At 37.1% G+C, this 24,097-nt stretch carries 23 protein-coding genes; 11 read left to right on the top strand and 12 right to left on the bottom strand.

What is annotated here, in order from left to right; all coding sequences use genetic code 11:
- Positions 1 to 109: 109 nt before the first annotated feature.
- Positions 110 to 1,300: a serine hydrolase domain-containing protein gene (locus EPA86_RS08405; protein WP_140602991.1), complete on the bottom strand. Its 1,191-nt coding sequence runs from the start codon at positions 1,298 to 1,300 to the stop codon at positions 110 to 112.
- A 371-nt stretch (positions 1,301 to 1,671) separates the two neighbouring features.
- On the opposite strand from EPA86_RS08405, the gene EPA86_RS18195 reads away from it, so the two are divergent.
- Positions 1,672 to 1,812 carry a hypothetical protein gene (locus EPA86_RS18195; RefSeq protein ID WP_170309602.1) on the top strand — a complete coding sequence of 47 codons (141 nt, stop codon included), beginning with the start codon at positions 1,672 to 1,674 and terminating at the stop codon, positions 1,810 to 1,812.
- Between the two features lie 121 nt (positions 1,813 to 1,933).
- On the opposite strand, the gene EPA86_RS08410 is transcribed toward EPA86_RS18195, so the two are convergent.
- Complete coding sequence (locus EPA86_RS08410) at positions 1,934 to 3,118, bottom strand: BaiN/RdsA family NAD(P)/FAD-dependent oxidoreductase (RefSeq protein ID WP_140602992.1); 1,185 nt, start codon at positions 3,116 to 3,118, stop codon at positions 1,934 to 1,936.
- 206 nt (positions 3,119 to 3,324) lie between these two features.
- On the opposite strand from EPA86_RS08410, the gene EPA86_RS08415 reads away from it, so the two are divergent.
- Complete coding sequence (locus tag EPA86_RS08415) at positions 3,325 to 4,833, top strand: hypothetical protein (RefSeq protein WP_140602993.1); 1,509 nt, start codon at positions 3,325 to 3,327, stop codon at positions 4,831 to 4,833.
- Between the two features lie 2 nt (positions 4,834 to 4,835).
- The gene (locus EPA86_RS08420) at positions 4,836 to 5,162 is read left to right on the top strand and encodes a winged helix-turn-helix domain-containing protein (RefSeq protein WP_140602994.1); all 327 of its coding nucleotides are present in this window, start codon (positions 4,836 to 4,838) and stop codon (positions 5,160 to 5,162) included.
- A gap of 108 nt (positions 5,163 to 5,270) precedes the next feature.
- Here the strand turns inward: EPA86_RS08420 and ftnA are convergent, their stop codons facing one another.
- The 4 genes from ftnA to EPA86_RS08440 form a co-directional block, all read right to left on the bottom strand.
- Positions 5,271 to 5,795 (bottom strand): non-heme ferritin, encoded by a 525-nt coding sequence (gene ftnA, locus EPA86_RS08425; protein ID WP_140602995.1) that lies wholly within the window; start codon positions 5,793 to 5,795, stop codon positions 5,271 to 5,273.
- Positions 5,796 to 5,926: 131 nt separating this feature from the next.
- Positions 5,927 to 6,400, bottom strand: coding sequence for a peroxiredoxin (locus EPA86_RS08430; RefSeq protein WP_140602996.1), 474 nt, complete (start codon positions 6,398 to 6,400; stop codon positions 5,927 to 5,929).
- 111 nt (positions 6,401 to 6,511) lie between these two features.
- A complete protein-coding gene (locus tag EPA86_RS08435) occupies positions 6,512 to 7,312 on the bottom strand; it encodes a class I SAM-dependent methyltransferase (protein WP_140602997.1) in 801 nt (266 codons plus the stop codon).
- Positions 7,312 to 9,261, bottom strand: a complete 1,950-nt coding sequence (locus EPA86_RS08440; RefSeq protein ID WP_140602998.1) for an alpha/beta hydrolase family protein — start codon at positions 9,259 to 9,261, stop codon at positions 7,312 to 7,314. Before EPA86_RS08440 ends, EPA86_RS08435 begins: the two co-directional genes overlap by 1 nt.
- Before the next feature lie 149 nt (positions 9,262 to 9,410).
- Between EPA86_RS08440 and EPA86_RS08445 the strand changes: the two genes are divergently transcribed.
- The 3 genes from EPA86_RS08445 to EPA86_RS08455 all read left to right on the top strand — a co-directional run bounded on the left by EPA86_RS08445 (position 9,411) and on the right by EPA86_RS08455 (position 13,039).
- Positions 9,411 to 10,073: a single-stranded DNA-binding protein gene (locus EPA86_RS08445; protein WP_246058315.1), complete on the top strand. Its 663-nt coding sequence runs from the start codon at positions 9,411 to 9,413 to the stop codon at positions 10,071 to 10,073.
- A gap of 64 nt (positions 10,074 to 10,137) precedes the next feature.
- The gene (locus tag EPA86_RS08450; RefSeq protein WP_140602999.1) at positions 10,138 to 12,333 is read left to right on the top strand and encodes a hypothetical protein; all 2,196 of its coding nucleotides are present in this window, start codon (positions 10,138 to 10,140) and stop codon (positions 12,331 to 12,333) included.
- Positions 12,334 to 12,361: 28 nt separating this feature from the next.
- Positions 12,362 to 13,039 (top strand): TVP38/TMEM64 family protein, encoded by a 678-nt coding sequence (locus EPA86_RS08455; protein ID WP_246058316.1) that lies wholly within the window; start codon positions 12,362 to 12,364, stop codon positions 13,037 to 13,039.
- 45 nt (positions 13,040 to 13,084) lie between these two features.
- Here the strand turns inward: EPA86_RS08455 and EPA86_RS08460 are convergent, their stop codons facing one another.
- A complete protein-coding gene (locus tag EPA86_RS08460) occupies positions 13,085 to 13,558 on the bottom strand; it encodes an NYN domain-containing protein (protein ID WP_140603001.1) in 474 nt (157 codons plus the stop codon).
- Positions 13,559 to 13,694: 136 nt separating this feature from the next.
- Here EPA86_RS08460 and plsB point away from each other — a divergent pair, with 136 nt between their 5' ends.
- Both plsB and EPA86_RS08470 read left to right on the top strand, forming a co-directional pair.
- Positions 13,695 to 16,130 (top strand): glycerol-3-phosphate 1-O-acyltransferase PlsB, encoded by a 2,436-nt coding sequence (plsB, locus tag EPA86_RS08465; RefSeq protein ID WP_140603002.1) that lies wholly within the window; start codon positions 13,695 to 13,697, stop codon positions 16,128 to 16,130.
- A 97-nt stretch (positions 16,131 to 16,227) separates the two neighbouring features.
- A complete protein-coding gene (locus EPA86_RS08470; RefSeq protein ID WP_140603003.1) occupies positions 16,228 to 17,244 on the top strand; it encodes a hypothetical protein in 1,017 nt (338 codons plus the stop codon).
- Between the two features lie 313 nt (positions 17,245 to 17,557).
- On the opposite strand, the gene EPA86_RS18350 is transcribed toward EPA86_RS08470, so the two are convergent.
- From EPA86_RS18350 to EPA86_RS08485, 3 genes are all read right to left on the bottom strand, one after another.
- Positions 17,558 to 17,962, bottom strand: a complete 405-nt coding sequence (locus EPA86_RS18350; protein WP_246058317.1) for a hypothetical protein — start codon at positions 17,960 to 17,962, stop codon at positions 17,558 to 17,560.
- Between the two features lie 115 nt (positions 17,963 to 18,077).
- Positions 18,078 to 18,704: an MlaC/ttg2D family ABC transporter substrate-binding protein gene (locus tag EPA86_RS08480; RefSeq protein WP_140603004.1), complete on the bottom strand. Its 627-nt coding sequence runs from the start codon at positions 18,702 to 18,704 to the stop codon at positions 18,078 to 18,080.
- A 194-nt stretch (positions 18,705 to 18,898) separates the two neighbouring features.
- On the bottom strand, positions 18,899 to 19,483 hold the full coding sequence (locus EPA86_RS08485; protein WP_140603005.1) for a TetR/AcrR family transcriptional regulator: 585 nt from the start codon (positions 19,481 to 19,483) through the stop codon (positions 18,899 to 18,901).
- 198 nt (positions 19,484 to 19,681) lie between these two features.
- Here EPA86_RS08485 and EPA86_RS08490 point away from each other — a divergent pair, with 198 nt between their 5' ends.
- The 3 genes from EPA86_RS08490 (at position 19,682) to EPA86_RS08495 (ending at position 22,203) form a co-directional block, all read left to right on the top strand.
- A complete protein-coding gene (locus EPA86_RS08490; RefSeq protein WP_170309603.1) occupies positions 19,682 to 20,323 on the top strand; it encodes an outer membrane beta-barrel protein in 642 nt (213 codons plus the stop codon).
- A 71-nt stretch (positions 20,324 to 20,394) separates the two neighbouring features.
- Complete coding sequence (locus EPA86_RS18200) at positions 20,395 to 20,559, top strand: hypothetical protein (protein WP_170309604.1); 165 nt, start codon at positions 20,395 to 20,397, stop codon at positions 20,557 to 20,559.
- A gap of 186 nt (positions 20,560 to 20,745) precedes the next feature.
- Positions 20,746 to 22,203: a sensor domain-containing diguanylate cyclase gene (locus tag EPA86_RS08495; RefSeq protein ID WP_140603007.1), complete on the top strand. Its 1,458-nt coding sequence runs from the start codon at positions 20,746 to 20,748 to the stop codon at positions 22,201 to 22,203.
- A gap of 9 nt (positions 22,204 to 22,212) precedes the next feature.
- On the opposite strand, the gene EPA86_RS08500 is transcribed toward EPA86_RS08495, so the two are convergent.
- Together EPA86_RS08500 and EPA86_RS08505 are read right to left on the bottom strand one after the other, a co-directional pair.
- On the bottom strand, positions 22,213 to 23,493 hold the full coding sequence (locus EPA86_RS08500) for a TRAP transporter large permease (RefSeq protein ID WP_140603008.1): 1,281 nt from the start codon (positions 23,491 to 23,493) through the stop codon (positions 22,213 to 22,215).
- 2 nt (positions 23,494 to 23,495) lie between these two features.
- On the bottom strand, positions 23,496 to 24,023 hold the full coding sequence (locus EPA86_RS08505; protein ID WP_170309605.1) for a TRAP transporter small permease subunit: 528 nt from the start codon (positions 24,021 to 24,023) through the stop codon (positions 23,496 to 23,498).
- Positions 24,024 to 24,097: the final 74 nt, after the last annotated feature.

Consider the following 24,097-nt stretch of genomic DNA (forward strand, 5'->3'; position numbering starts at 1 on the left):
ATTACATATTGTATACAGGATATTTTACTAGTTTTTAGGTGCTAAAGCTAAAATAGCAAGAGAGAATTTAGACAAGGATAACTGTGCTTATAAAGCTTGATATTTATTTTCAATAACTATTGATAAGCAAGGTTGGTAGAATATCCGTTTCCATGATTGTTCTTACTTTATATTCATCCATATCACCTTCTTGATAAGCTCGGCCTGTAAAAACCACGACTAATTCCAGTGCAGGCATAACAAAAATATACTGGCCACCATAGCCATCAGCATAGTAAGTACTAACAATGTCATTGCCTACAGTGAATTGAGTAGTCCACCATTGGTAACCATAACCCCAGCTTGCGGCAGCAAAGTGTTGCTGCGTAGATTCATTTACCCACGATTCACTAATAACTTGTTCACCTTGCCATATACCCTTATTCAAAAAGAGTTGGCCAAACTTCGCCATATCTCTGGTTGAGAGATACAAAGCACTGCCAGTGTGCAATTGATTATCAAGAGACCAATAAGTGTACTTTTCAATACCCAATGGAGCAAAAAGGTTTTGCTCCATAAAGTTAGTAACACTCTGCTCGGTCGCATACTCAAGTAATCTGCCAATGCCAAAGGACACACCCGTTGAGTAAGCAAATTCTTCTCCGGGCATAGATGCCATTGGTCTACTGAGTAAAAAATGCATGGGATCAATAGCATTGTTCATTTGGCTATTCAAATTACTACTATTTAAGTAGGAGACATTCCACTCATCCCATAAATAACCATGTTGCATTGTTAACCAGTTTTTTAAGGTAATATCGCCCTTAGACTCATGCCAATTATCAACAGGTAACTTGTGTTGAAAATAATCATGCACCTTTACATTAACGCTATCAATATAGTCTTGATCAATAGCGATACCAATCAGTGCAGAAGTAACACTCTTGGTCACTGAATTTAGGATATGTAACTCCAAATCCTGATTATTAGCCCAACTATCCGCTAAATCTAACGAGGTTCTAAATGACTGCTCAAATATTATTTTTTCTTCTTTGATAATAGTAACTGAATCAATATGACGATAATTCAAAGCATTACGGTTAATTTTATCAACTAATTTTTCATAAGGTTCAACATCTATTGAATAATCACTTAAATGGGCTGTCTGCCAACCATCCCCTTTCAATTCTGGTTGTTTATAACTATATTCAAGTGCTGTTTCAGGAGAATTACTTTTGCTATCAGAACCACAGCTAAACAAGCAAAAGCAAGCCCATAAAATACAAACAAAGTTAAGCCACTGATTTTTAGCGTTAGACATATCAATATCCAGAATAAATTAATTATTACTAGCCTAGATTATGGCCTTGTAAAAAACCAATCGATAATAATTAAGCAATAGATAACAATACAGCTATTACCACCACCTTTTGTAGATAATTATTCATTCTAGATGATGCTATGTAGGTTTTATTGTAATACCCATATTGCCATATAATTATTAAAAACCTTCTCACTTAGCATTTAAAAACGCCACCGTTGCAAAAACAAAATAACGTAATAAAACTACACACAGTAAATAAAATAGAATTAATATCAGCGTAAATTTGATTTTTATTCACTTTTGGAGTAATAATATTACATAGCATTCTTTTTATGATGCTGCTAAATAACTGAGAAAAGGTGAATACGATGGAAAACGATGACGTAATGATCAAAGACAGTAATTCTTTAGAGCCTACCCAGTACGACTATGACAACAAAGGCCTACCTCGCGATTTTGATATTCGCATTGAAGTTGCAGAACAACGAGAAGTATTAGAACAAAGCTAAACAAGTCATAAAAAATAACAAAGTAATCAAGCCTCATACTAGAGGCTTACTTTTATTACCTTTTAATTGCCTTTCATATTTTTCTAAAAGTGATTATTTGTAGCGAATAACTTCTTGCTAGCTAAACTACCTGACCACTAGCAACACCACTTGCCCAGCAAAATTGGAAGTTATACCCTCCCAAAAATCCAGTAACATCAATCACTTCGCCAATAAAATACAAGCCAGGCACTTGTTTACTTTCAAAGGTTTTTGAGGAAAGCTCATCGGTGTCTACGCCACCTAACGTCACTTCCGCTGTGCGATAACCTTCAGTACCATTAGGTTTAATTTGCCACTGGTGAATATAGTGACATAGGGTATCAATTTCACTATGGGTTAATTGGTTAATCGACTTTTCTACAATGTGCCCTTCTTCCACAAGCACTTCCACAAAACGTTTAGGCAGTAACGTCGACATTTGATTCTTTAATGATTTTTGTGCACTGTGCTCACGCCACATTCCTATGGTTTCTTTCAGATTATACTCTGGTAGTAAGTTAATTGTTATTGCTTGGCCTGCTTGCCAAAATGACGAGATTTGCAATACCGCTGGTCCTGACAACCCACGATGAGTAAATAAAATATTCTCTTTAAACATCACACCCGACTCACTACTTACCTCAGCAAGTAGACTGATGCCAGATAAGCCATCAAAGCGCTGTTTATCATGTTCATGTAAAGTAAAAGGCACTAAGGCAGGACATGTAGGTATGACATTTAAATCAAATTGTTGTGCAATTTTGTAGCCTATAGGGCTTGCACCTAGTTTCGGCATTGTTAGGCCACCTGATGCAACCACCAACGATTCGCACTCATAGCTTTCATTCGTTGTTTTAACCACAAAACCACTCGGTGTTTTTTCAATAGCCAGCACTTCTGTTCTTAGTTGAACCGTTACCCCTGCCCATTCACACTCAGTAAGTAAAATATCGACTAAATCTTGCGCGCTATTGTCACAAAATAATTGGCCTAAGGTTTTATGATGATACTCAAGACCATGACGCTCAACAAGCTCGATGAAATCTTCAGCTTTATAGCGGCTAAGGGAAGATTTTATAAAGTGAGGGTTATTACAAATATAGTGCTCAGGGGCGGCATTTTCATTAGTAAAATTACAGCGGCCGCCGCCACTTATCAGTATTTTACGGGCAGGCTTTTTGCCCATATCAAGCACAGTTACACTTCTGCCTCGATAACCCGCATTAGACGCGCACATTAAACCTGCAGCACCTGCACCAATAATAACTACATCAGTTTTAATCACAGTGATTCCTAATCTTTTTCACAACAAAGACATTATAAGGATTACGCAGTAGAACAGCTAGCTATCTGAGTTCTGTTCTGTGAATTCTCCCTGAAAATAAAGAAATGAAAAGATTGTGTAAAGTAGAGAACTGTTTGTCTTATTAACGCTCTATTGCTGATATAACTCTGCTTTTCAAGCATCCTTTATCAATATATGGAACAACAATGAATAAAAGAACATTCAAAAAACTTCTGCAAAATAGCCTCACTCTCATATCAACATTTACCTTACTTGCTTGTGGCTCTAGTAGTGATGACAGCGGTACAGGTTATGTAAAACTGTACAACGCATCGTCAAATGCCCCCAGTATCTACTTAACTGTTGATGAAGATCTAAACAGCACTGATGATGACCATTTTGAGCACAGCTACTCTGGCGTGCCTTTTGCTCAAGCCAACAGTAACTACGAAATAGATTCAGGGACTTATTCTTATCAACTAGCTTGGCAAGATGATGACAGCACGGCCTCCGATAATTTATCAGTATTGCATGAAAGTGAGTTAACCATTTCCAACGACTCTATTGAAATGATAGTACTAAGCGATAGCATTTTATCGCCGCAAATAATGACCTATAGCATGCCACTTATTGATGACGATAATGATGATACTGAAGAGTTATTCAATTTACGTGTTTTGAACATGCACTCTAGCCATACTGGCATTGATTTTTATTTATCTAAAGATGATGAAACCTTTAATGAAGCACAATTTGTCGGCGATTTTAGCTATCAAGCATTATCCGACAACCATAAATTTGAACAAAGTGATTACATTTTTTATATCACTGAGTCAGGTAGCAATGAAGTACTCTTTGAGACTAACAGCATTTCATTTGCCTACAGCTCTCAATACATCATGGTGGTTAGAGAAAATAAAGGGGCAGGCTCATCTCCCTATATACTCGACAAAGTCTCAAACTCTACTGTAACGGAATATACGGATGCCGATGCCGAAGCCAGCTTTAAAACCTACAATGCTGTCGCTCCCCATGAACAATTAGATAACTATCAAGGCGATATGTCTTTATTCATCAATGGGGTAGATAACTCACCTGAAATTGCTTTTTTACCTTATGGTGAAATGAGTAACGACCTTATCGTAGCCAGTGGAGACTACAGCCTAGATCTTAGCAGTGTTGCAACTAGCACCCCTTTATTAAGTAATCACTTACTTTCATTGACAGAGAATAGCAATAAGACAGTGTTCTTTTATGCAGAAGAAGAATACGTAGACTCAGATGGTGACGGTAATGTAGATGAAAATGGTGACGGAATTATCGATGAAATTGAAGTGAACTTATTTTCTTTAGTAGTAGATAACAGTTTAAACGAAACTATTTATGATCATGAAATAGAGTCTGTTAATTTAGTGCAATCTGATGAGTTTGACCAAGTAACTGTATATTTTGTTCGCAGTAATGAAACTATTGATACTGCCTTATACTACCGAACGATACACTACAAAAAAACCAGCCCGATTACCCTATTGAATAACACCTACCAAGTGTTCGTCATTGGTGAAGAAAATGACAGTCGAATCATCTTAAATACTTTTGAATTAACACTTAATGAAGAGAGTCGCGAACAATTCCTCATTATCGAAAATAGCACGGAATCAACAACTGGCTATAAAAGCACGTTAATCGACCAAATCACTCCACAGGTAAACTAATCATGGAGGCGATATCCATTAAACAAGAGAATATATATCGTGTTAATCAGCTACATATGAATGTTGCAACACGGTCAGCTTATTTTCATAACCAAGCAATTCCCTTAACAGGCTTAGAATTCAACTTACTGAAAGTCATTATGATGAATGCAGGCTGTATTGTAACTAGAGAAGATATTGCCAACGCAGTCTTTCAAAAAAGCCTGAAGCGATGCGATAAAAGCATCAACAGTCATATACTCAATATACGAAAGAAAATTGCTAACGCGTCAGGAGATGAATGTATCAAAACGGTACGAGGTAAGGGTTATATTGTATTTGGCAACTAACAATTAAACTGTAAAAGCTATGCAGTAGAAATAAAAAAGCTTTCCTAAGGTACTACCTTAGGAAAGCTAATATTTTTAATACGTTATAAATTTTTAGAACTAATCGTACTAAACAGACTCTGTCATAATACTGGTGTTTTCGCCCTTTGCCATCTCAGCTAAATCTTTATCAACAAAGAATAGCGCATGGCCATCGTTACCCACTAAATTAATTTTATCTAAAATGCCTTTAAAGAGTGTTTCTTCTTCATGTTGTTCAGAAACATACCACTGTAAAAAGTTAAAGGTAGAGTAATCTTGATTAGTAAAGGCATGGTGCGCTAACTCGTTAATTTGACGAGTTATCAAACACTCATGTTCATAAGTTAATTCAAATAACTGACCAAGAGAGGTAAATTCATGTGGTGGCGCTTCAATGGCGCCAATAATTGGTAAAGCGCCTGTTTCACTAACATAAGTGAATAGGCGATTCATATGTGCCATTTCTTCAATCGCATGTTGGCGTAAAAATTCTGCAGCGCCTGAAAAACCATGCTCTTCACACCAAGCACTCATTTGAAGATATAAATTTGAAGAGTAAAATTCTAAGTTAAGTTGCTGATTTAACTTTTCAACCATTTCTGCTTTTAGCATAACATCGCCTCGATATAAGAATATGACAGGATCTTGCCCTGATAATTACCTTGATACAAGAAAAAAATTGTATCAATATTTATTTTCTAAGTAACTGAGAAGCATTGTTATTTGTACCTTAACTACCACCATTAAAGGTTATCGAGAATAACTTCAGCCTTACTCACCTCAAAAGATTTTGCTGCTTCAACGTGTAAACTGGTCACGATGCCGTTGTCAATTATCATTGCGTAACGCTGAGATCTAATCCCTCCAAAACCACCAGTATCCATCGATAAACCTAGCGTTTTTGTGTAGCTACCATCACCATCAGCAAGCATCATAATATTTTCAGCATTTTGAGATTCTCCCCAAGCTTGCATAACAAAAGCATCATTGACTGAAAGACAGATGATCTCATCAACTCCCTTAGCTTTCAGTTCATCCACTGATACAACATAGCCGGGTAAATGTGCAGCTGAACAGGTTGGCGTAAATGCTCCAGGAACAGCAAATAAAACCACTTTCTTATTCGCAAACAATTCACTCGTTTGATGAGTGACCATTTCACCATTAAGTAATTGCTGTAGTTCTCCCTTTGGCATGTCATCGTGTTGTTGAATCATTATATTGCTCCGAAATAGTTAGTGTTTAAGTGAAAATTGGTATAAGTGTTAATATGCTAGATACGTATAAAGTCATCATTAACATGCAGAATCAACAAAAATCAAACGTAATCAAACCTTAGGAATAGCCTGATTAACATAAACATCAAAACGGTTCTTCTTCATTTTAATACTCATGGTTGGTTTTTTATCTGCTATAGGTGGTGCATAATTAGGCCGTTTTACCACAACACGATATTTTGCTAGTGCTAGTGCAGGCGCAAGTAATGCATCGGCATCTAAATCTTCCCCTACTAAAGACTGAAAGATTCGCATTTCTTTTTTAACCGCAGCTGATTTTTCACGATGTGGGTACATAGGATCTAAATAGACAACATCAGGTTGGTTCGCTAACGACATATCATCAATCGAAGAGGCATGAATTAACTTCATATTTTCTGCAATATCAACAATCTCATGATTCAATTTTGCACGTTCAACACCATCATCAAGTAAAGCGGCAACTACAGGCATACGTTCCATTAAGGTTAATTGACAGCCTAAGCTCGCCAAAACAAAAGCATCACGCCCTAACCCAGCGGTTGCATCTAGCACATGGGGTGTAAAACCATGCTTTAACCCAACCGCTTTCGCAATATCTTGGCCACGACCACCACCAAATTTACGCCTATGAGCAGACGCCCCCTCCACTAAATCAACTTTAATAGCTCCTAGCTTAGGTTCATCTAATTTTCGTAACTCAAGCACACCATGGTTAACTTGCAGCAAATACGATAATTGTGGCTGCTTAGCCGCCGCAGCCGCATCTCCGATATAAGAAAATTGCCACTTTTTGGCAATTTTCTTAGCCTGCTCACTATCAACAGAATCTAAGTAAGCAACAGCGATATGCTCTAATGAAGGTTGAGTCATTAACTTCCTATATGATCATCCAAAAAGGATAATATCTTCTGATTAACTTCTAAAATATTATCTTCATTATAAAAGCCATGACCTTCTTTGTCTTTCACTAACCATTCAAATGGATAGTTATTTGCCTCTAAAGACTCTTTTAATTTTTCTGCATGTTCAATAGGTGCGCGTTCATCTTCTTCACCATGAATAATAAATACTGCCGCTTTAAGTTTATCAACATGGTTCACTGGAGATTGTAATTTTTGAGCTGTTACATCAGTTCCCAGTGTCTTATCTAAATAGGAGTCACCCCACTTTAGATGCCTAATATCTCCTTCCGCATATAACATTGGTAAATCATAAACGCCCGCATAACCAATAGCGCACTTATATAAGTCAGGATTTTTAATGGCACTTTGTAAAGCACTATAACCACCAAAACTCGTACCAAAAATGCACATTCTATCTTTATCGGCAATACCTTGTTGAATAACATATTTAGCTGCTAGCGTAATATCATCTTGTATTTTAGTCCCCCAATTACCATAGCCGGCTTCTTCAAATTTATCCCCATAACCTGATGAGCCTCTAAAATTCACTTGTACAACTGCATAGCCTGCATTTGCTAACAGCTGAACTTGTGAATCATATCCCCAATAATCTCTTGCGTGTGGACCACCATGAGGTAGCAATACCGTCGGTAGTTTTTCTGACTTTCCTTTTGGCATGGTAACAAAGCCATTGAGAATTAAGCCGTCTTTGGTTTTTATACGAAACGGTTCAGTTGCTGCCATATCTTTAGCTTTAATCCACGGGGATGTGTTAAATAAAAGCTTATTTTTCATGGTTTTGGTATTAAACAAATAAAATGTACCAGGATTCCTATCGCTACTAACATGAATAATTAGCTTTTCACCATTATCTGTTTTACTTGTTATAGAAACTTTATCGCCCTTAAAGTATTGAAATAATGCTTTATGAAATTGTGCATCACGTAAACTTTCGTCTAAATAAACATATTCGGGATAATCCTCATCTACTCTTACACCATAAACTGTATTTAAATCAGTTTTCATTGCGTAAGTTGGATCTGCCATCTTACTCTGGAATAACAACGTTTCTTCTTGGTTTTTTAAGTTATAGCGAAATAGACCTTTTGGTTCTCCATCTTCACTTTTAAATGCATAAATACTGTTGTCATCATCGGCGAATGAAATCGGGGAAAACTTGCCTGAAAAGCTCTTATCAAATTTTTTCCAGTTATCATCCTTGCCCTGAGAATAAAATAAATTGGTTTTACCTTGCTTATCTATACCGGTAGAAAATCGCGGTTGCCCTTTGCTATCAACAAGGAAATAGCTATAACTCATCGGTGCAGTTTTAACCTCCTTTTCCTTGCCATTATAGATATTTAGCTTAATTGCTCGAGCTAATGAGCCAGAGGTTCTATTAAATTTTTGTTTTTGAACTAGTACATACTTAGGTTCATTTTCTAAGGTATCAATTAATCGACCGTAATAGAATGATGAGCCGGAGTTTGAGTTACTTTTGCTCGACGTTAAAGACGAACCTTCAGCACGATAGCCAAAGATCATACGTTTCTTTGAACCATCGTAATTAATGGCATAAATCTCACCATAATCATAAGGTAATTCAAACGCCCCCTTAAGTTGTTGAATCTGAATAACAACACGCTCGTTGTTTGCCCAATAATATGAACCTGCTTGGCTTTTACTATTAGCGTTCAATGCATAAGTCACTTTATAAGTATCCGTTTCTAAAAATACTAGACTTCTGACACCATCTTTAGTTACAAGTGCTGCTAAATGTTTACCATCAGGTGAAATTTTCACATTATGATATTCACCATGGCGAGACAAATCCTCCACTGTAACGGCATAGGAGTTAGCGACATTTGCTATGCTAAAGGTAATACATATAAACATTAGCATTTTAATTTTGGACATTTTTCTTCCTTGAGTAATTTAGGTGGGTAAATGTAACAATTTGTGTATACTCTATCTTTTTTTGGTTAAAGAATAAAGACTTGCAGCTTATCTATAGGAAAGAGATAATGACATACATTCCCCTAGCTAGTGATTAAAGGAGACAATCTGTGCAAAATATTCCTGCAGCTTCTCCGCAAATGTGCTCGGTAACTTTACTAGGCAATTTGGTGGCAAAGCCCGATATTCGCTATCGAACCAACCCTGTTGTCGCTGTTACTGAAATTACTTTAGCAACACACAGCAAATGGCTAGATAAAAAGACTAATCAGTTTAAAGAATGGACGAGCTTTCATCATGTTAAAGTTGAGGGGCAACTTGTTGAGCAAGCACTTTTACATGCCAACAAGGGCGATATTATTTTAATTCATGGATACTTAAATAATATGAAAGCCAAGTCTGAGCATGGTGAACACCCACCGATAGTACACGCTAATTTCGTTCAAGGTTTCAAAAAAGGTTTCACTGAGTCAATTAACCAAATTCATTGCAGTGCCACGTTACTCACACATCCTCAACAAATGCTAACAGAGCACAATAAAGTCTTTTGCTCTGCCAATATTGCCATAGACCAACGAATTTATTCTCCAGAAAAACAGGATTGGTTGACGATAAAAGTTGAGCGTCCTATTCATGCTTGGGGCAAGCAAGCACAGTACTTTGCTGAGCATGCTCAGCTTAATCAACAGCTTATGGTTGAAGGAAAACTAAGTTACTCGAGTAACAAATTACAATTTATTGAAGTGAACAAGCTACACTTATTTAATATTTAACTTTTTCTCTATACTATGTACTGATAGGCTAATCCTATTATTTAGAGACGGATGACTAAATAACATGAATGTAGAAATCACACACAAGGTTGCCAGTATTTTATTACCCTATAGATTGGTAAAGCTCTGTGTCGCGCTTTTGATCTTTTTAATCACACCTGCAAACGCTCAAGACAGCGACTTTTCACTACTCCAATTTAGCCAAAGCAACTCAAATGGACAATGGTTGCAAGTGATAAGCCACCCCACTAGTAACGACATTTTCTTTATTCGAACTAAACAAAACCAATTGCTTACCTATAAAGCAAACAGCAATGGTTTAGCTCCTAAGTTATTGCTCGATATTAATAATATTCAAAACCTTAGCGCTTCAATAAACCAAGCAAAAATGCTAACCGCCTTTACTTTGCATCCAAACTTCGCTCTTAAAGAGCAAGCGGGCTTCGCTACATTCTTCACTGCCCATGTAGAAAGTGCCAATAAGCTTAGCAAAACGAAACGTCTACAAGAAAAAAACACCAAGATTACTTATGAAAAAGACGCGGTAATTACCGAGTGGCAACTTAATTTCTCCAATTTAGAGCAAGTGAATGTAAGCAGCCAACGTGAAATTCTGCGTATTAATATTCCAAAGACGCATCAAGGTATAAGCCAATTAAGCTTTAACCCATTTATAAAATCATGGAATGATAATTTTGGTTTAATGTACATCGCGTTAAATGCAGCCAAATTAACCGAACCAAGTTCTTTATATTCAGGTGTTGTATTGAGGGTTAACCCGACAAAGTTTGGCATGCAAAATTTTAATATCCCAACTAATAATCCTTTCATCAGTAATAGCTCCATTCACGATGCAATTTTTCTTCTTGGCGCTCAGCACATTAAACAAATTGTTTGGCCTGATAAAAACACTGAAAAACTACTCATTTCACACCTTTATCAGCCACAAAAATTTACTGATAAAGCGACTCTTCAAACACAATGGTTATCTTTAGCAAAGGGTGGTGAAGACTGGCGAACTCGCACACCTAAATCGGTTATCTATAATGATCCAAAAAAGCGCATTAATCATGTCATGATATATCAAGGACGAAACGCCCCCGGTCTTCGAAGTAAGTTACTACTCTTACTTCAAGGGGCTGACAACTGGCAAGTAACTTCGCTACCCAACCCTGCTTCCGGTATTTCAACAGACCTTTCAATTGAGCCTAAACTTGAGTGGAAAATAGCTCACCAAGCTTCTGTGGATGATACCGTCTCTTTAATCACCAATAGCCAAGATGAAATTGCTATGATTAATCATAGCAATGGTCATTTTTATCAGTTGATGCAGCATAATGTCAGTACTACAGAGCAACAATCATCAGATGATAACGGAGCACTGTTATTTTTCCTCTTGCTAATACTCCTTGGTAGTGCAGCTTGGTTCTACTATAAAAATGTCATATTAAAAAAACATTCAGCCAAAGCATTAGTTCATAGACAATTTGCCAAAATGGCTTTAGATAATAACAAACAATATTTACAGCTATTCAAGCGCCATCAAAAAGTCAGTGAAAAATCTATAGCACTAGTTAATATCAATACTTGCCAAGTGTTTTTAGGTGATGATTGCATTGCTAATATTAGCCGCATACCTCCAAAAGGCTTATCAAATGCAGATGAAGCCGAAATACGCGACATATTCAAAAAAGAACATACTGAAAAGATGATTGATGAAAGAGTAAGGCGTATCAGTGTTTACCTTATTGATGTTGAAGACGAACATTACACCGTGTGTTTATATTTACGAAAAGGCAATGATCGCATTACCAAAAAGAGTTATTTTCAAGTCATTGATGAGCTCATGGATTGGTGTTGGCTTATTTCAAAAGAAATTGCGGCAAGTGAAACAGGTTCGCGAAATAAAAGACCAACAATAACTGATGCAGAAATTGCGCTTTCCCAACATAAAACTCACGATGCAACACCATTACATAAGCAGGCTGCTGCCATAAGACCTGCAACACATGCCGACTCAAATGAGGCCTCGAATTCGACAAGCGCAGATGAGCAAGATAAAATGCCTGCATCTCCCGTTATCCAGCAAGTAAAAATAAGCAACGAAAAAAATTCTGACGCTAGTTCTGCTACCGTTGACACTGAGTTAGTCAATGCAATAGAGAAATTAGTAACGCTACAACAGCAAGGCTTTTTAAGCCCTGATGAATTTAGCCAAGCGAAAGCTAAGTTGTTAAAAAATTTAATTAATGAGTCATAGAAAAGTAAAATTCACACTAACAACATTCATGCTAATTTTAGGAGTGATTGGCTGCTTTATTAGCCTCGTATACTACATAGCCTCATCTCCTGAAATTGACTTAACTGCAATGACCATTTCATTAGTCGACACATTACAGTGGCAGCAAGGCGAAAGTCAGTATATCCAAGCACTCACACTATTAACTTTCTTAGCCATTGCTACTAGTTGCGCATTACCACGACAAATTGCAGCACTTGTTGCCGGTATAAACTTAGGTGCGGTATTAGGCGCTTTTGTTGCAACGCTCGCCGCAGCAATTGGTTGTTGCATTACCTTTAGCGTTGCGCGTTACTTGTTTAGCGATAAAATTAAAGCAAAATATCCTGATAAACTGGCTAAACTCTCTGCTTTTTTAGGTGACGATACCTTTTTAAAAACAATCGTAATTCGTTTACTTCCCTTGGGTAGTAATTTTCTCACCAACATTGTTGCGGGAGTGAGTAATGTATCGATGAAATCTTACGTCAGCGCATCATTTATTGGCTTTATCCCGCAAATGGCGATCTTTGCATTAGCAGGCAGTGGCATAAGGCTGGGTGCTCAAAATGAAATGTATGCCAGTGCAGGATTATTTATCATTGCTTTAGCAATCACAGCTTATTTATATAAAAAGCATCAATGTACTCAGCAAGCATTAATTGAAAAACCGACGGCAAGCAACTAAACAAAGCTTAAAAATAGCTTTGTCATATTCAATGTAAAATGTTACTTACAATAATAAAGATTGATTAATGGGATGAAATTTATCAGCAACATTAATTAATGTGTTCGCCGTTAAATTTTCAACGCCATAAACATGAGTTTTCACTTGATATTTGTCTTTAACTTTTGCCAAAAGCAAATCAAAATCACCGTCACCTGATAATAAAATTACAGTATCGACATCGGGAGCTACTTCTAATACATCAATCGTTATACCGACGTCCCAATCGCCCTTTGCAGAGCCATCGCTACGTTGAATGAAAGGTTTAAGCTTTATATCAAAGCCTATATGTTTAAGGGCTTTTTGAAATTTATGTTGTTGATCGTCACTGCGTGCAATTGCATACGCATTGGCTACAACAATATCACCTTGCGCCATGACTTCCTGCCAAAAAAGTCGATAATTAAATTGTCGCTGAAATGTATCACGCGTGGTGTAGTAAATATTTTGTACATCTACAAAGATAGCTATCTTTTTCAAAAATCATCCTTTATTACGGGTATTAGCGACTTCATTCAGTTTGCTACTTCTTTGATGCTAAGCCAAGACAATTTTACTTATTAGTGCTAAAATTCGCCCTTTGATATTATTTCTGGATAACACCGAGCAAATTCTTATGCTGGCTTTACGTTCATTCTTTTATTTATTACTAAAACTTCCTGTACGTTTATTAGTACGCTGCAAAATAGTTGCAGATACCAAAGTACCTGCTGATAAAGCTGGGCAACCAATCTTTTATGTTGTTCGCCATCAATCAGCCAGTGACTTACTGGCACTACAAAGTGCCTGTAAGCAACAGAACTTGCCAGATCCACTAGACAAAGTAGAAATCAATGGCAAATCATTCGCTCGTACCTTATGTTTAGCCAAGCCCACGCCTTTATTTCCTTGGGGGAAAAAACGTCATACTGCTGCACTGAACCAAGGGTTAGACTTACTAAGTCAACATGCCTTAGATGAAAAACTGGATGCACAATTAATTCCTGCCAACCTCATTTGGGGCAGAATGCCAAGTAAAGAAAAGAATAATGCCACTGTAGGTACACTAATAGCCGATCAAGAATCGCCAAGTTGGTTACGTAAGTTCTTTATTGTACTTTTCTTAGGCCGAGATTCATTAGTACGCTTTAGCGAAGCGCTCTCATTTAGAGATATTTCAGACAACCATGGCAACGACCAAAAAGCTGCACGAAAATTACTTCGTGTTGCTCGTTTTCATTTTTATCGCCAAGATATCGCCGTGCGTGGCCCTCGCCTTGTACACCGACAACAAATGTTTACTGCGCTTTTTGCCAACCCATCGGTAAAGCGTATTATTGCCGACGAAGCAAAAAGTAAAAAAATAACAGAAGAGAAAGTTAAAAAACAAGCCCAGAAAATAATGGATGAGATTGCTGGCGATTATAGTTTTTCATGGATCCGGTTAGGCGAACGCATTTTACATTGGTTATGGGGTCGCTTATATAGCGACATAAAAGTGAGCAATGGCAAAGTATTACGTGAATTGGCCCAAGATGGACACGAAATTATTTACGTGCCATGCCATAGAAGCCATATGGATTATTTATTACTTTCTTACGTTATTTTACAAGAAGGTGTCATGATGCCACGCATTGCTGCGGGAATTAACTTAAGCTTTTGGCCTGCTGGACCAATATTTAGAAAAGGTGGCGCATTCTTTATTCGCCGTAGTTTTGGTGGTAATCGTTTATATTCTACTATTTTTAGAGAATACCTCGGTTTATTATTTGAAAAAGGCTACTCAGTAAAATATTACACTGAGGGCGGCAGAAGTAGAACAGGTCGCGTGTTAGAGCCTAAAACAGGCATGCTCGCCATGACCATTCAAAGCCTACTGCGCGGCATAGATCGACCACTTACCTTAGTACCGGTATATTTAGGCTATGAACACGTGATGGAAGTAGGTACTTATCATAAAGAACTCAGTGGTAGCCAAAAGAAAAACGAGTCAATTCTAGGGGTTTTAAAAGCCATTAAAAATTTACGTAACTACGGTAATGGCTACGTAAACTTTGGCCAACCAATGAACGTGAATGAATTCTTGAATGAGCATGTTCCTGACTGGAAAGAGGCCATTGACCCTATTGAACCGCAAAAACCGAGCTGGTTAACACCTACTGTGAATGTCTTAGCCAATGATGTTATGACCAATATTAACAAAAGTGCAGCCATTAATGGCGTGGCTTTAGTTGCGTTAATATTACATGCCAGTGAAAACAAAGCATTAGCTAAAGCTGAGCTAGAAGCACAAATTGATTTCTTCTTAAACATACAACGTTGCGCTCCTTATAGCGATTTGCTCACTATTCCAGATGAAACGGGTGCAGAAATTGTTGCCCATGTAATTTCATTGAAAAAAGTCGTTGTCAGTGAAGACAGTTTCGGCAGCATTATTTCACTCACCGATACAGCCAGTTTAGAAATGCGTTATTACCGTAATAATATTCTGCACACCTATGTAGTTCCGGCACTAGTATGTCGACTATTAGAAAAACACAATAAGATTAATGAAAGTCAACTTATTGAAAATGTTCAAAGTATTGTTGCAGTATTAAAGGATGACCTATTTTTATGGCAAGATACTGAAGAAATAGCACGCCAAACTAAACAGGTAGTTAACTGCCTACAAAACGATGGTATTGCCAAACAAAGTAAAGCGGGTTTTTGGTCTTTAACAGAAGATCCTGCCATGCTAACAAGTGTGCATGTATTAGCTGAGTGCGTTGATGAATGTCTACAACGACTAGCTATAATCACTTCTTTAAGTACTCGTTTAGCCCCTATAAGCCGCCGAGATCTCGAAGAAAAAGTCGTTGCAATCGCCAAACGTTTGTCTGTATTAAATAATATCAATGCTCCAGAATTTATCGACAAAAAAGCGCAAGCAACTATTATTGCCAGTATGCGCGAGCAAGGCTACTTAGAAATGAATGATGATGGCTTGATTATGGTGAGCGAAACCATGCCTACAATTAAGGCGACTGTCATTAATTTGGTCGATATTGAAGTCTTACAAAGTATTGCCAGATAATCATCAAACAAGCACTTTTGTCGGGAACCAAAAGTGCTTTCTCTTGTCTATTCACTACCTATAAAACAACGCAAGCGGCTCTTAGCTTAAGGGAAATGTGCAAAAAGGAATTTATCCAGAATTGCCTATCGATAGCCATGAATTAACTATCGATGATATCCAAGTAGACGTTCACGAATCAGAACTATCTGGAGATAGTTATTTCAACGTTTTTAACACTTCATCATTGGCTAATGAAGATGATGTCGTGCCCGCGATTCTCAATCAAAAAGATACCTTAATCGGTACCATGCCAAACTTAGAGATTGAAAATAACAGATTGAATCTCACGCCATTAGCATCCAAAAACCGGTACAACAAAAAGCAATTCATTGTTTTTATGGCCTCAGTACTGGGTCACATGCTTTTACTTATCGCATTATGGTTTGCCGCTAAAAACACAACATTAAGTAAAACTAATTTTATGAAATCGTTGCCAGAAGCAAAAACCATCAAAAGTTACTTATATCAAAAGCCTATAACAGTTAAGCCCGAGCCCGTTATACCAGTAAAGCCTCCTGTCGTAGAACAACCAAAACCTATACAGAAACCGATAGAACAGAAAAAAGATATCCAGAAAGCAATCGTTGAAAAAACACCACCTGTGACGGAAAAACCAACGACTAATACTGAAAAAGTAACACCTAATCAGACAACCCAGAATGATGCACCACCATTACCTAAACAGCGAAGTTTTTCTGCTTACGGACAGCTTTCAAAGCTGAGAGACTCTATTAATAAAGATATGGTGCAAAAAGAAATGGATGAACGTAACGTTTTTCGCTCAGCTTCAGAAATGACCGCAGATCAAATTCCAGTACCTCACTCGCAGGTTAAGCTTACTCCGCAGCAAGAAAAAGAGAAGAATACCAGCAATTTTGGTGGCGGCACTATTACGAAATACGATGACGGCTATTGTATTATAGAGCGAGAGCAAATGCTTGGTAGCCCTGTAGAATCAACTACTTCTGCATTCGCCTGCGGGGAATCTAAATTTGATAAAAGCTTTAAAGAGCATATGAAAAAAGTAAGAGCTAAAACAATGCCTATTTCCACAAAGGGGAAAGGTAACTAATAATCCTACTCATCAACATTAAAGCTGATAATTAACTTCAAGGCGATGATCTCCGTCTTTAAAATTAATCTCATCATTCCAATTGGCAAACAACCGAACGTTCATTCTTGGGTTAATTTGATAACTTACAATAAACTCATGAGTGAGCAAGTTCGAATTATCAGCGCCGTATGCATGGTCTTTATATATATTCGAACCTGATAACGTAGTGAGCCAGAAGGGATTGTAATTGAGCCAAACCTTATCAGTTATCGCAATTTTTGCATACATTCCCAATAGTGCAAAATTTTGGTAATGCTTGAATAATACTATATCAAAGGTCACCTGACTTATTCGCTAAATGGCTTTTATCAAAGCTGTAATTAAAATCTATTTGTCCACCACGACCATTCGTCATATCGGCACTAAAGTTGCGAAAACGAATTGAATCGACCGAGTTGTCAATCGAATCAGCACTATCCCAGCCAAGTGAGTCCCCTAAAAATCCTTTTACTTCAACAATATTCATGGCCATTGTGTTCGGCTTACCAGAATCGTAGCTTTTACCAATTTTTATATTGATACCCTTGTTGGTTGCCCCGATGCCAGCTTGTGTATACACCGCTAATGGATCGGACATATCTTGAAGTGCTGCTTCTTTGTCTTCAGCTTGAACAAAGCTATTTACGCTAATTAGGCTAAAAAGTAGTGTTGCGCTAAGTATTCTTTGGCTTTTCATCGGTGCTTCCGTACTCATTGTTGAGATACATACTAGTATAAAGAAAAGCCATAAATAGTGAACAACAATTACTTAGCTTGGATAAATGATGGGTGTAATTTATCTCAACTACTTTCTATTTCGTTAATACCGCTAATTCTAAAGTGACTTGTTCAACACCTTGTTTGGCAATTTTTTTACTGAGCTCTGCTTTTTTACTACTTAATAAAGAAATGCCCTCTACTACCATATCAAACGCTTTCCATTGCCCTGTTTTTTTGTTTTGGCGCATTTTAAAAATCACATCGATTGTGGGTGCATTCAAATCAACAATTTGTGTTTTCACTGAGACAATCTTCTTACCTTTTGTAGGCTTATCTGCCTCAAAAATCACTTGCTGATTTTTATATTTAGTTAACGCTGTAGCATAAGTTCTCACAAGATAACGACGCATAGCTTCTGAAAACTCTGCACGTTGCGCTTTCGTCGTTTTTTTAAGGTGTTTACCGAGAATTTTATATGAGGCATAGCGATAATCAATTGAAGGCATGAGCTCCTCTTCAACAATATCACGCATTAATAACGGGAATTTTTTTATCTCTTTTTGATTAGCAGCTATACGACTAAACAACTGATTACCTACACTTTTCAACTCTAAATAAGGCGAGCTTTCAAACTGAATATTATCACTAGACTGCACTTTTATAGAAAAAAGTGAAAGTGACAATAGCACAACAGTGAATAAGTTAAGCAGTACACGCATATTTTATGCTCCTAAGTAGTATCAACAGCAACAAACCGAACGGTCGGTTTGCGATTGAGATGGATATTACCACCGACCGATTGGTTTGTGAATATATTTATAAAAAATACTTAAGAAAAAACTATAATGAAAAACACTAGCTCATAGCTGAATTATAGCGTTTAATTTTGATAAGGAAGGACTTTAGCGAAAATCTATTTCTTCAATGAACGAACGTATCGACAAAGTTCAGACGTAACCTTCTGAAATAATTCTTTATTTCTAGAACTTTTACTTAATGTTATTGAGCCATGAAATGCTGAAACAATAAAATAGGCAACTTGATCTAATTCTAGTTCAGGGCGAAGTGATGCTTCAATCTTAGTTAAACTTTCAACAATTAACTGGTTAAGCTTTTCTTGCATGGTTAAAATTCTAAGGCGAAAACCTTCATCAACATTAGCCATTTCTTCACATAAATTATTCAATGGGCAGCCACAAACTACTTCACTACAATTCATTTCATTGCACATTGCGGTAAAAAATTCGCATAACCCCTCAATTGGGTCTTTTTGCGCTAACGCAGGTTGCCAAGTACCAAGAAAACTAGGCACATAAACTTCTTCAAATACCGCATAACCGAGTTCGAGCTTGCTAGTAAAGTGATAGTACAAAGCACCTTTAGAGATAGCACAACGATCTAAAATGACAGACAAACTGGTGGCTTTAAATCCATGTTGATGAATTTCATCCGCAGCAACTGCTAGAATATTTTGACGGGTTTTCTCTGCATCACTCATAACATTAACTCTTTTCTACAACTTTCAGTCAAATAATAACCAACCGTACGGTTTGTTGCAACATCGTAAATGTTAATAGATGTAGAGCATACCAATAAAAACAATGCTTTTACTTTAAGTACCAAAATACAACCAAATAAAGTAGTATGCACTGCTAAATAACAATGATATCAATGTCATAACATCAGAAGGACAATGATGAGCAACTTAAAAACCTTTATAGCTGCATTTTTCGCATTTATTTCACTTACCAGTCACGCTTACAATAAAAACCAATTTAATTATATTGGCATTAATGCTCAGCATACGAGCTACGACAATATTAATTTTATCCCTGATATTGATATGACAGAACTCCCCTCTTTGACATATGACGATACAACCTCTGAAATGGGTTATAGAGGTTATTTAGGACATCAATTAAACCGTTATATTGCTGTAGAAGCAGGTATCATATCCTTTGGGGAGGCTAATTTTAGTATTAGCGAAGAAACAATAAGCACTGATGGGAAAACAACTACATCAGTAAAATATAGCGGTGCGTTCAAAACATTTGCTGGTGATATTCGAGCTATTGGTACCTACCCAATCAATGATAATTTATACATCAAAGCCCAGCTAGGCATACTAGCTTGGGACAATGAATTTTCATTCTTAACCACTCAAGATGGAGAACTAGTTTTAGAGAAGGACTCCAAGACTGGCACTTCACTTATTACCGGGATAGGGGTGGCTTATGGCTTTAATGATGTTATCGCAATAGCCCTTGATTATGAAGCAACTGAAATCGCTGATATTACCACTAAGAATATAGGCTTATCTTTGTTAGTTCGCTTTTAGAGCCTTTTGATATCATTTGGCCTTTAGCCATTTAGCTTCTATAGTTTATATATTACTAACAAGAGGATTTTATGACTGATACGACGCGCTGGTTAATAATGGGCTTTTTACTGTTCGCAGCTCTAATATGTTATACCCTCGGCTTTTCAACCGAAGTAATGGCATTATTATTTGCAGGTGCGGCTTTTGAGTTACTTTTTTGGTTAGGCCTTTTTACTCATAACAAGCAAGAATAGTCCCAATACTCCTTATATTATTTAGCTACTCATTTTATGTCGTAGCTAAAGTCTCATTGATATACCCCCTCCTTCATATATCTCTTTTATCCTGTATTCAACTCTTCCTTTAAGACACCGCCAATAAGACAAACTCATAAGGATAGACTACGCTTGATAAGTATCACAGCTCATCAAGGAAAGATAATGAAGCAAGATTATTCTAGCTCTGACACCATGAAAATGCTCAATGCAATCTTAGATGTGCCAAAAGAATTACACGGTAAAGACTACTTACAAAAAATTGCCCGTAATATTTGGGATATCTGCCAATTTGAATTTGTCATTATGGGTCATGCAGTTGGTGAGAAAAATGAAAAGGTTAGAACTTCAGTCGCCTTAGTGCATGGAAAGCTTATTGATAATTTCACTTACAACCTTGAACATACACCTTGTGAAAATGTTTTTTCTGGACAGCGAGTATGTATTCACAAACAAAATGTTGCGGAACTCTTTCCTGAAGACGCCATGTTAATAGATATGGGAGTTCAAAGTTATATTGGTGCACCAACTATCGTTAATGGGCGATTATTTGGCCTAATAGCCTTACTTGACTCTAATAGAATAATTAATGAAGAACATTTTCGTGCCTTTATTGAATTCATCGCTTCTAGAACCTCTATAGAATTAGAGCGCTATATCAATCAAAAAGAATTAGAAGAACTCACTAAACGAGCTAAACTTGATCCGCTAACAGGCATATTTAACCGAAATGAATTTGAGCAGTCTGCCAAAAATCTATTGCAACGATATGCAAATTCAAACTATGCCATTATTTTTATCGATGCTGATAACTTCAAGTCTATTAATGATACCTACGGCCACCAAAAAGGTGATGACGTACTTTGTATGCTGGCAGAGAAACTGCAACTCTCAATACGCAATGGCGATATTTTAGCCCGATATGGAGGAGAAGAATTTATCGCGATTCTGGCAAACGTAGATATTGCAATTACCGAAGAAGTCACCTCTAGAATGCATAAAAATATTAATGAAAATACGGTACATCCTGTAACGGTGAGTATTGGTGTCTCTATTGGTAAACCTCATGAACAACTTAGCGTTGTTATTAGTCGTGCCGATGCAGCGATGTATCAAGCAAAAAATAACGGAAAAAATCAAACATGTTTTATTAATAATAAGCAAAATTTTGCTTACAGTAGCGATAGAATAAACCCAGAAAAATTTATGCCTCACGGTCGGGTAGAAATAACCTTAATCGATCAACATATTGTGTTTTATCGCGCTGAAGGCCCTTTTAATCAAGAGCTCATGACTGCCATTTCAGAAATGGAAAGTATCGCTTTAGCAGATTTTCATAAAGCAGATAAACAATGGGTAAAAGTCGTGCTTTTTCGAAATAGTTGTGCAGCAGAACCTGCTTTTCTTGCTGACCTATCAACTTATATAAAACACGTTACACAAAACAATATTGCCCCCTTAGCCAATGCCTTTATTATTCCTAGAAACATTGAGGGCGCTGAAAAAATGCCTGAATTATTCGCACAATGTTACAAGGATTCAGGCGTTAATTTCAAAGTTTTCACACAAGAAATTGATGCCCTAGAATGGGTAAACTCAATATATAATCAGCATCAACATTAAACATATCTATTAACTTAAGATTAATTGCTCAGGAAAGAAAACCACCAACAACAGTACTAAAATTTGCATAATAATAAACGGAATAACCCCTTTATAAATCGTGCTGGTCTTCAAGTATTTCGGTGCAACACCTTTTAAATAGAATAAGCTAAAGCCAAAAGGTGGCGTTAAAAAAGAGGTCTGCAAGTTCATCGAAATAAGAATAGCAAACCATACTAAGTTAATATCTAACGCAATAGCGACAGGCATTAAAATTGGTACGACTAAAAAGGCTATTTCGATAAAGTCGATAAAAAAGCCCAAAATTAAAATAGCTAACATAGCTAAAGCAATAAAGGTCCACTTGCCACCCGGCAACTCCATAAAGAAATCTTCAATAATATATTCGCTGCCTGAATAGCTAAACACCATGGCAAATGCGGTAGCGCCTATAAGTACAGCGAATACCATCGAAGTCACTTTCACTGTTTCTTTTGAAATCTCATTTATTTTGCTAAAAGAAAAAGTCCCGTAAAACAGCGACAATATTACTGCCCCTACAGCACCAATTGCTGAAGATTCAGTAGGAGTAGCAATGCCTGAGAAAATAGAGCCTAATACAGCTAGAATCAAGATAAGTGGTGGTACTATATCTTTTAGTGCTTGCAGCAAAAGATCTTTTTTATCTTCAGTAACCACTATGGGTGGGCAATATTCTGGCTTCAACTTCCCTAACAATAAAATATATAAACTATAAACTACTATCAGTAACATGCCCGGTATAACAGCCGCTCGGAATAAATCCCCAACAGGTACCCCCATTACATCACCTAAAATAATTAGAATAATAGAAGGGGGAATGATCTGCCCTAACGTCCCTGAAGCACAAATTACACCAGTTGCTGTAGGTTGATGGTAGTTATTTTTAAGCATTACTGGCAATGAAATAACTCCCATTGCAACAACGCTTGCACCAACAACCCCTGTAGAAGCAGCTAATAGGGCACCAACCACAATAGTTGATATAGCAACGCCGCCTGCAATACCACCAAATAACTTAGCGGCAGATTCTAACAAACGCTCTGCTAAACCTGTCTTTTGTAAAACAATCCCCATGAAAATGAACATAGGAACCGCCATTAATATGGTGTTTTCCATGATGCTCATAATGCGATAAGGCATAAAGGCAAATAAGTCGATGCCTAGCACATAAATGCCAACCAATAGTGACACACCGGCAAAAGTAAATGCGACTGAGTAACCTAAAAACAAGCAAACTAAGGCTATAGCAAAAAGAACAATACCCGTCATGATTAGGCTCCTTGCTCGTCTGTGCTTGAATTGCCATTAGCAATCAAAATTTTTACTTGCGTTAACACAACATAAACTATGGCAAGAACTAAAAAGGATGAAGAAGCTGGTATAACACTACGAACAATCCAACGATGGGGCAAGCCACCAGGATCAGCACTGCCCTCCCCCATGTTGTAGGCCTCTAATGTGTAATCCCAGCTATAATAAAAAATTAGTAAAGTGATAGGTAAGGCGAAACAAATTGAGCCGAAAATATTTATCATGGCTTGCTTTCGCTTTGACATCGCATCGTAAAATATATCCACCCTAACATGGGCATCTTCTTTCAATGTGTAGGCAATGCCAAACATGAACATACCAGCGAACAAGTGCCATTCGAGCTCTTGCATAGCAATACTTACATCATTAAAAAAATAGCGCATAATGACATCGTAAAATACGTTCGCGATCATCAATAACAGTAAAATACTGCATAACGAACCTATGGCATCAAGAATCTTACCGATGAGTTTAATGGTGGCATCCATGTATTTGTATATCTCTAATTTTTAAAAGTAAAAAAGCATTTAGCCTACTAGACTAAATGCTTTTTCGTTAAAAA

This window comes from Litorilituus lipolyticus (genome assembly GCF_006439335.1).
GTDB lineage: Bacteria > Pseudomonadota > Gammaproteobacteria > Enterobacterales > Alteromonadaceae > Colwellia > Colwellia lipolytica.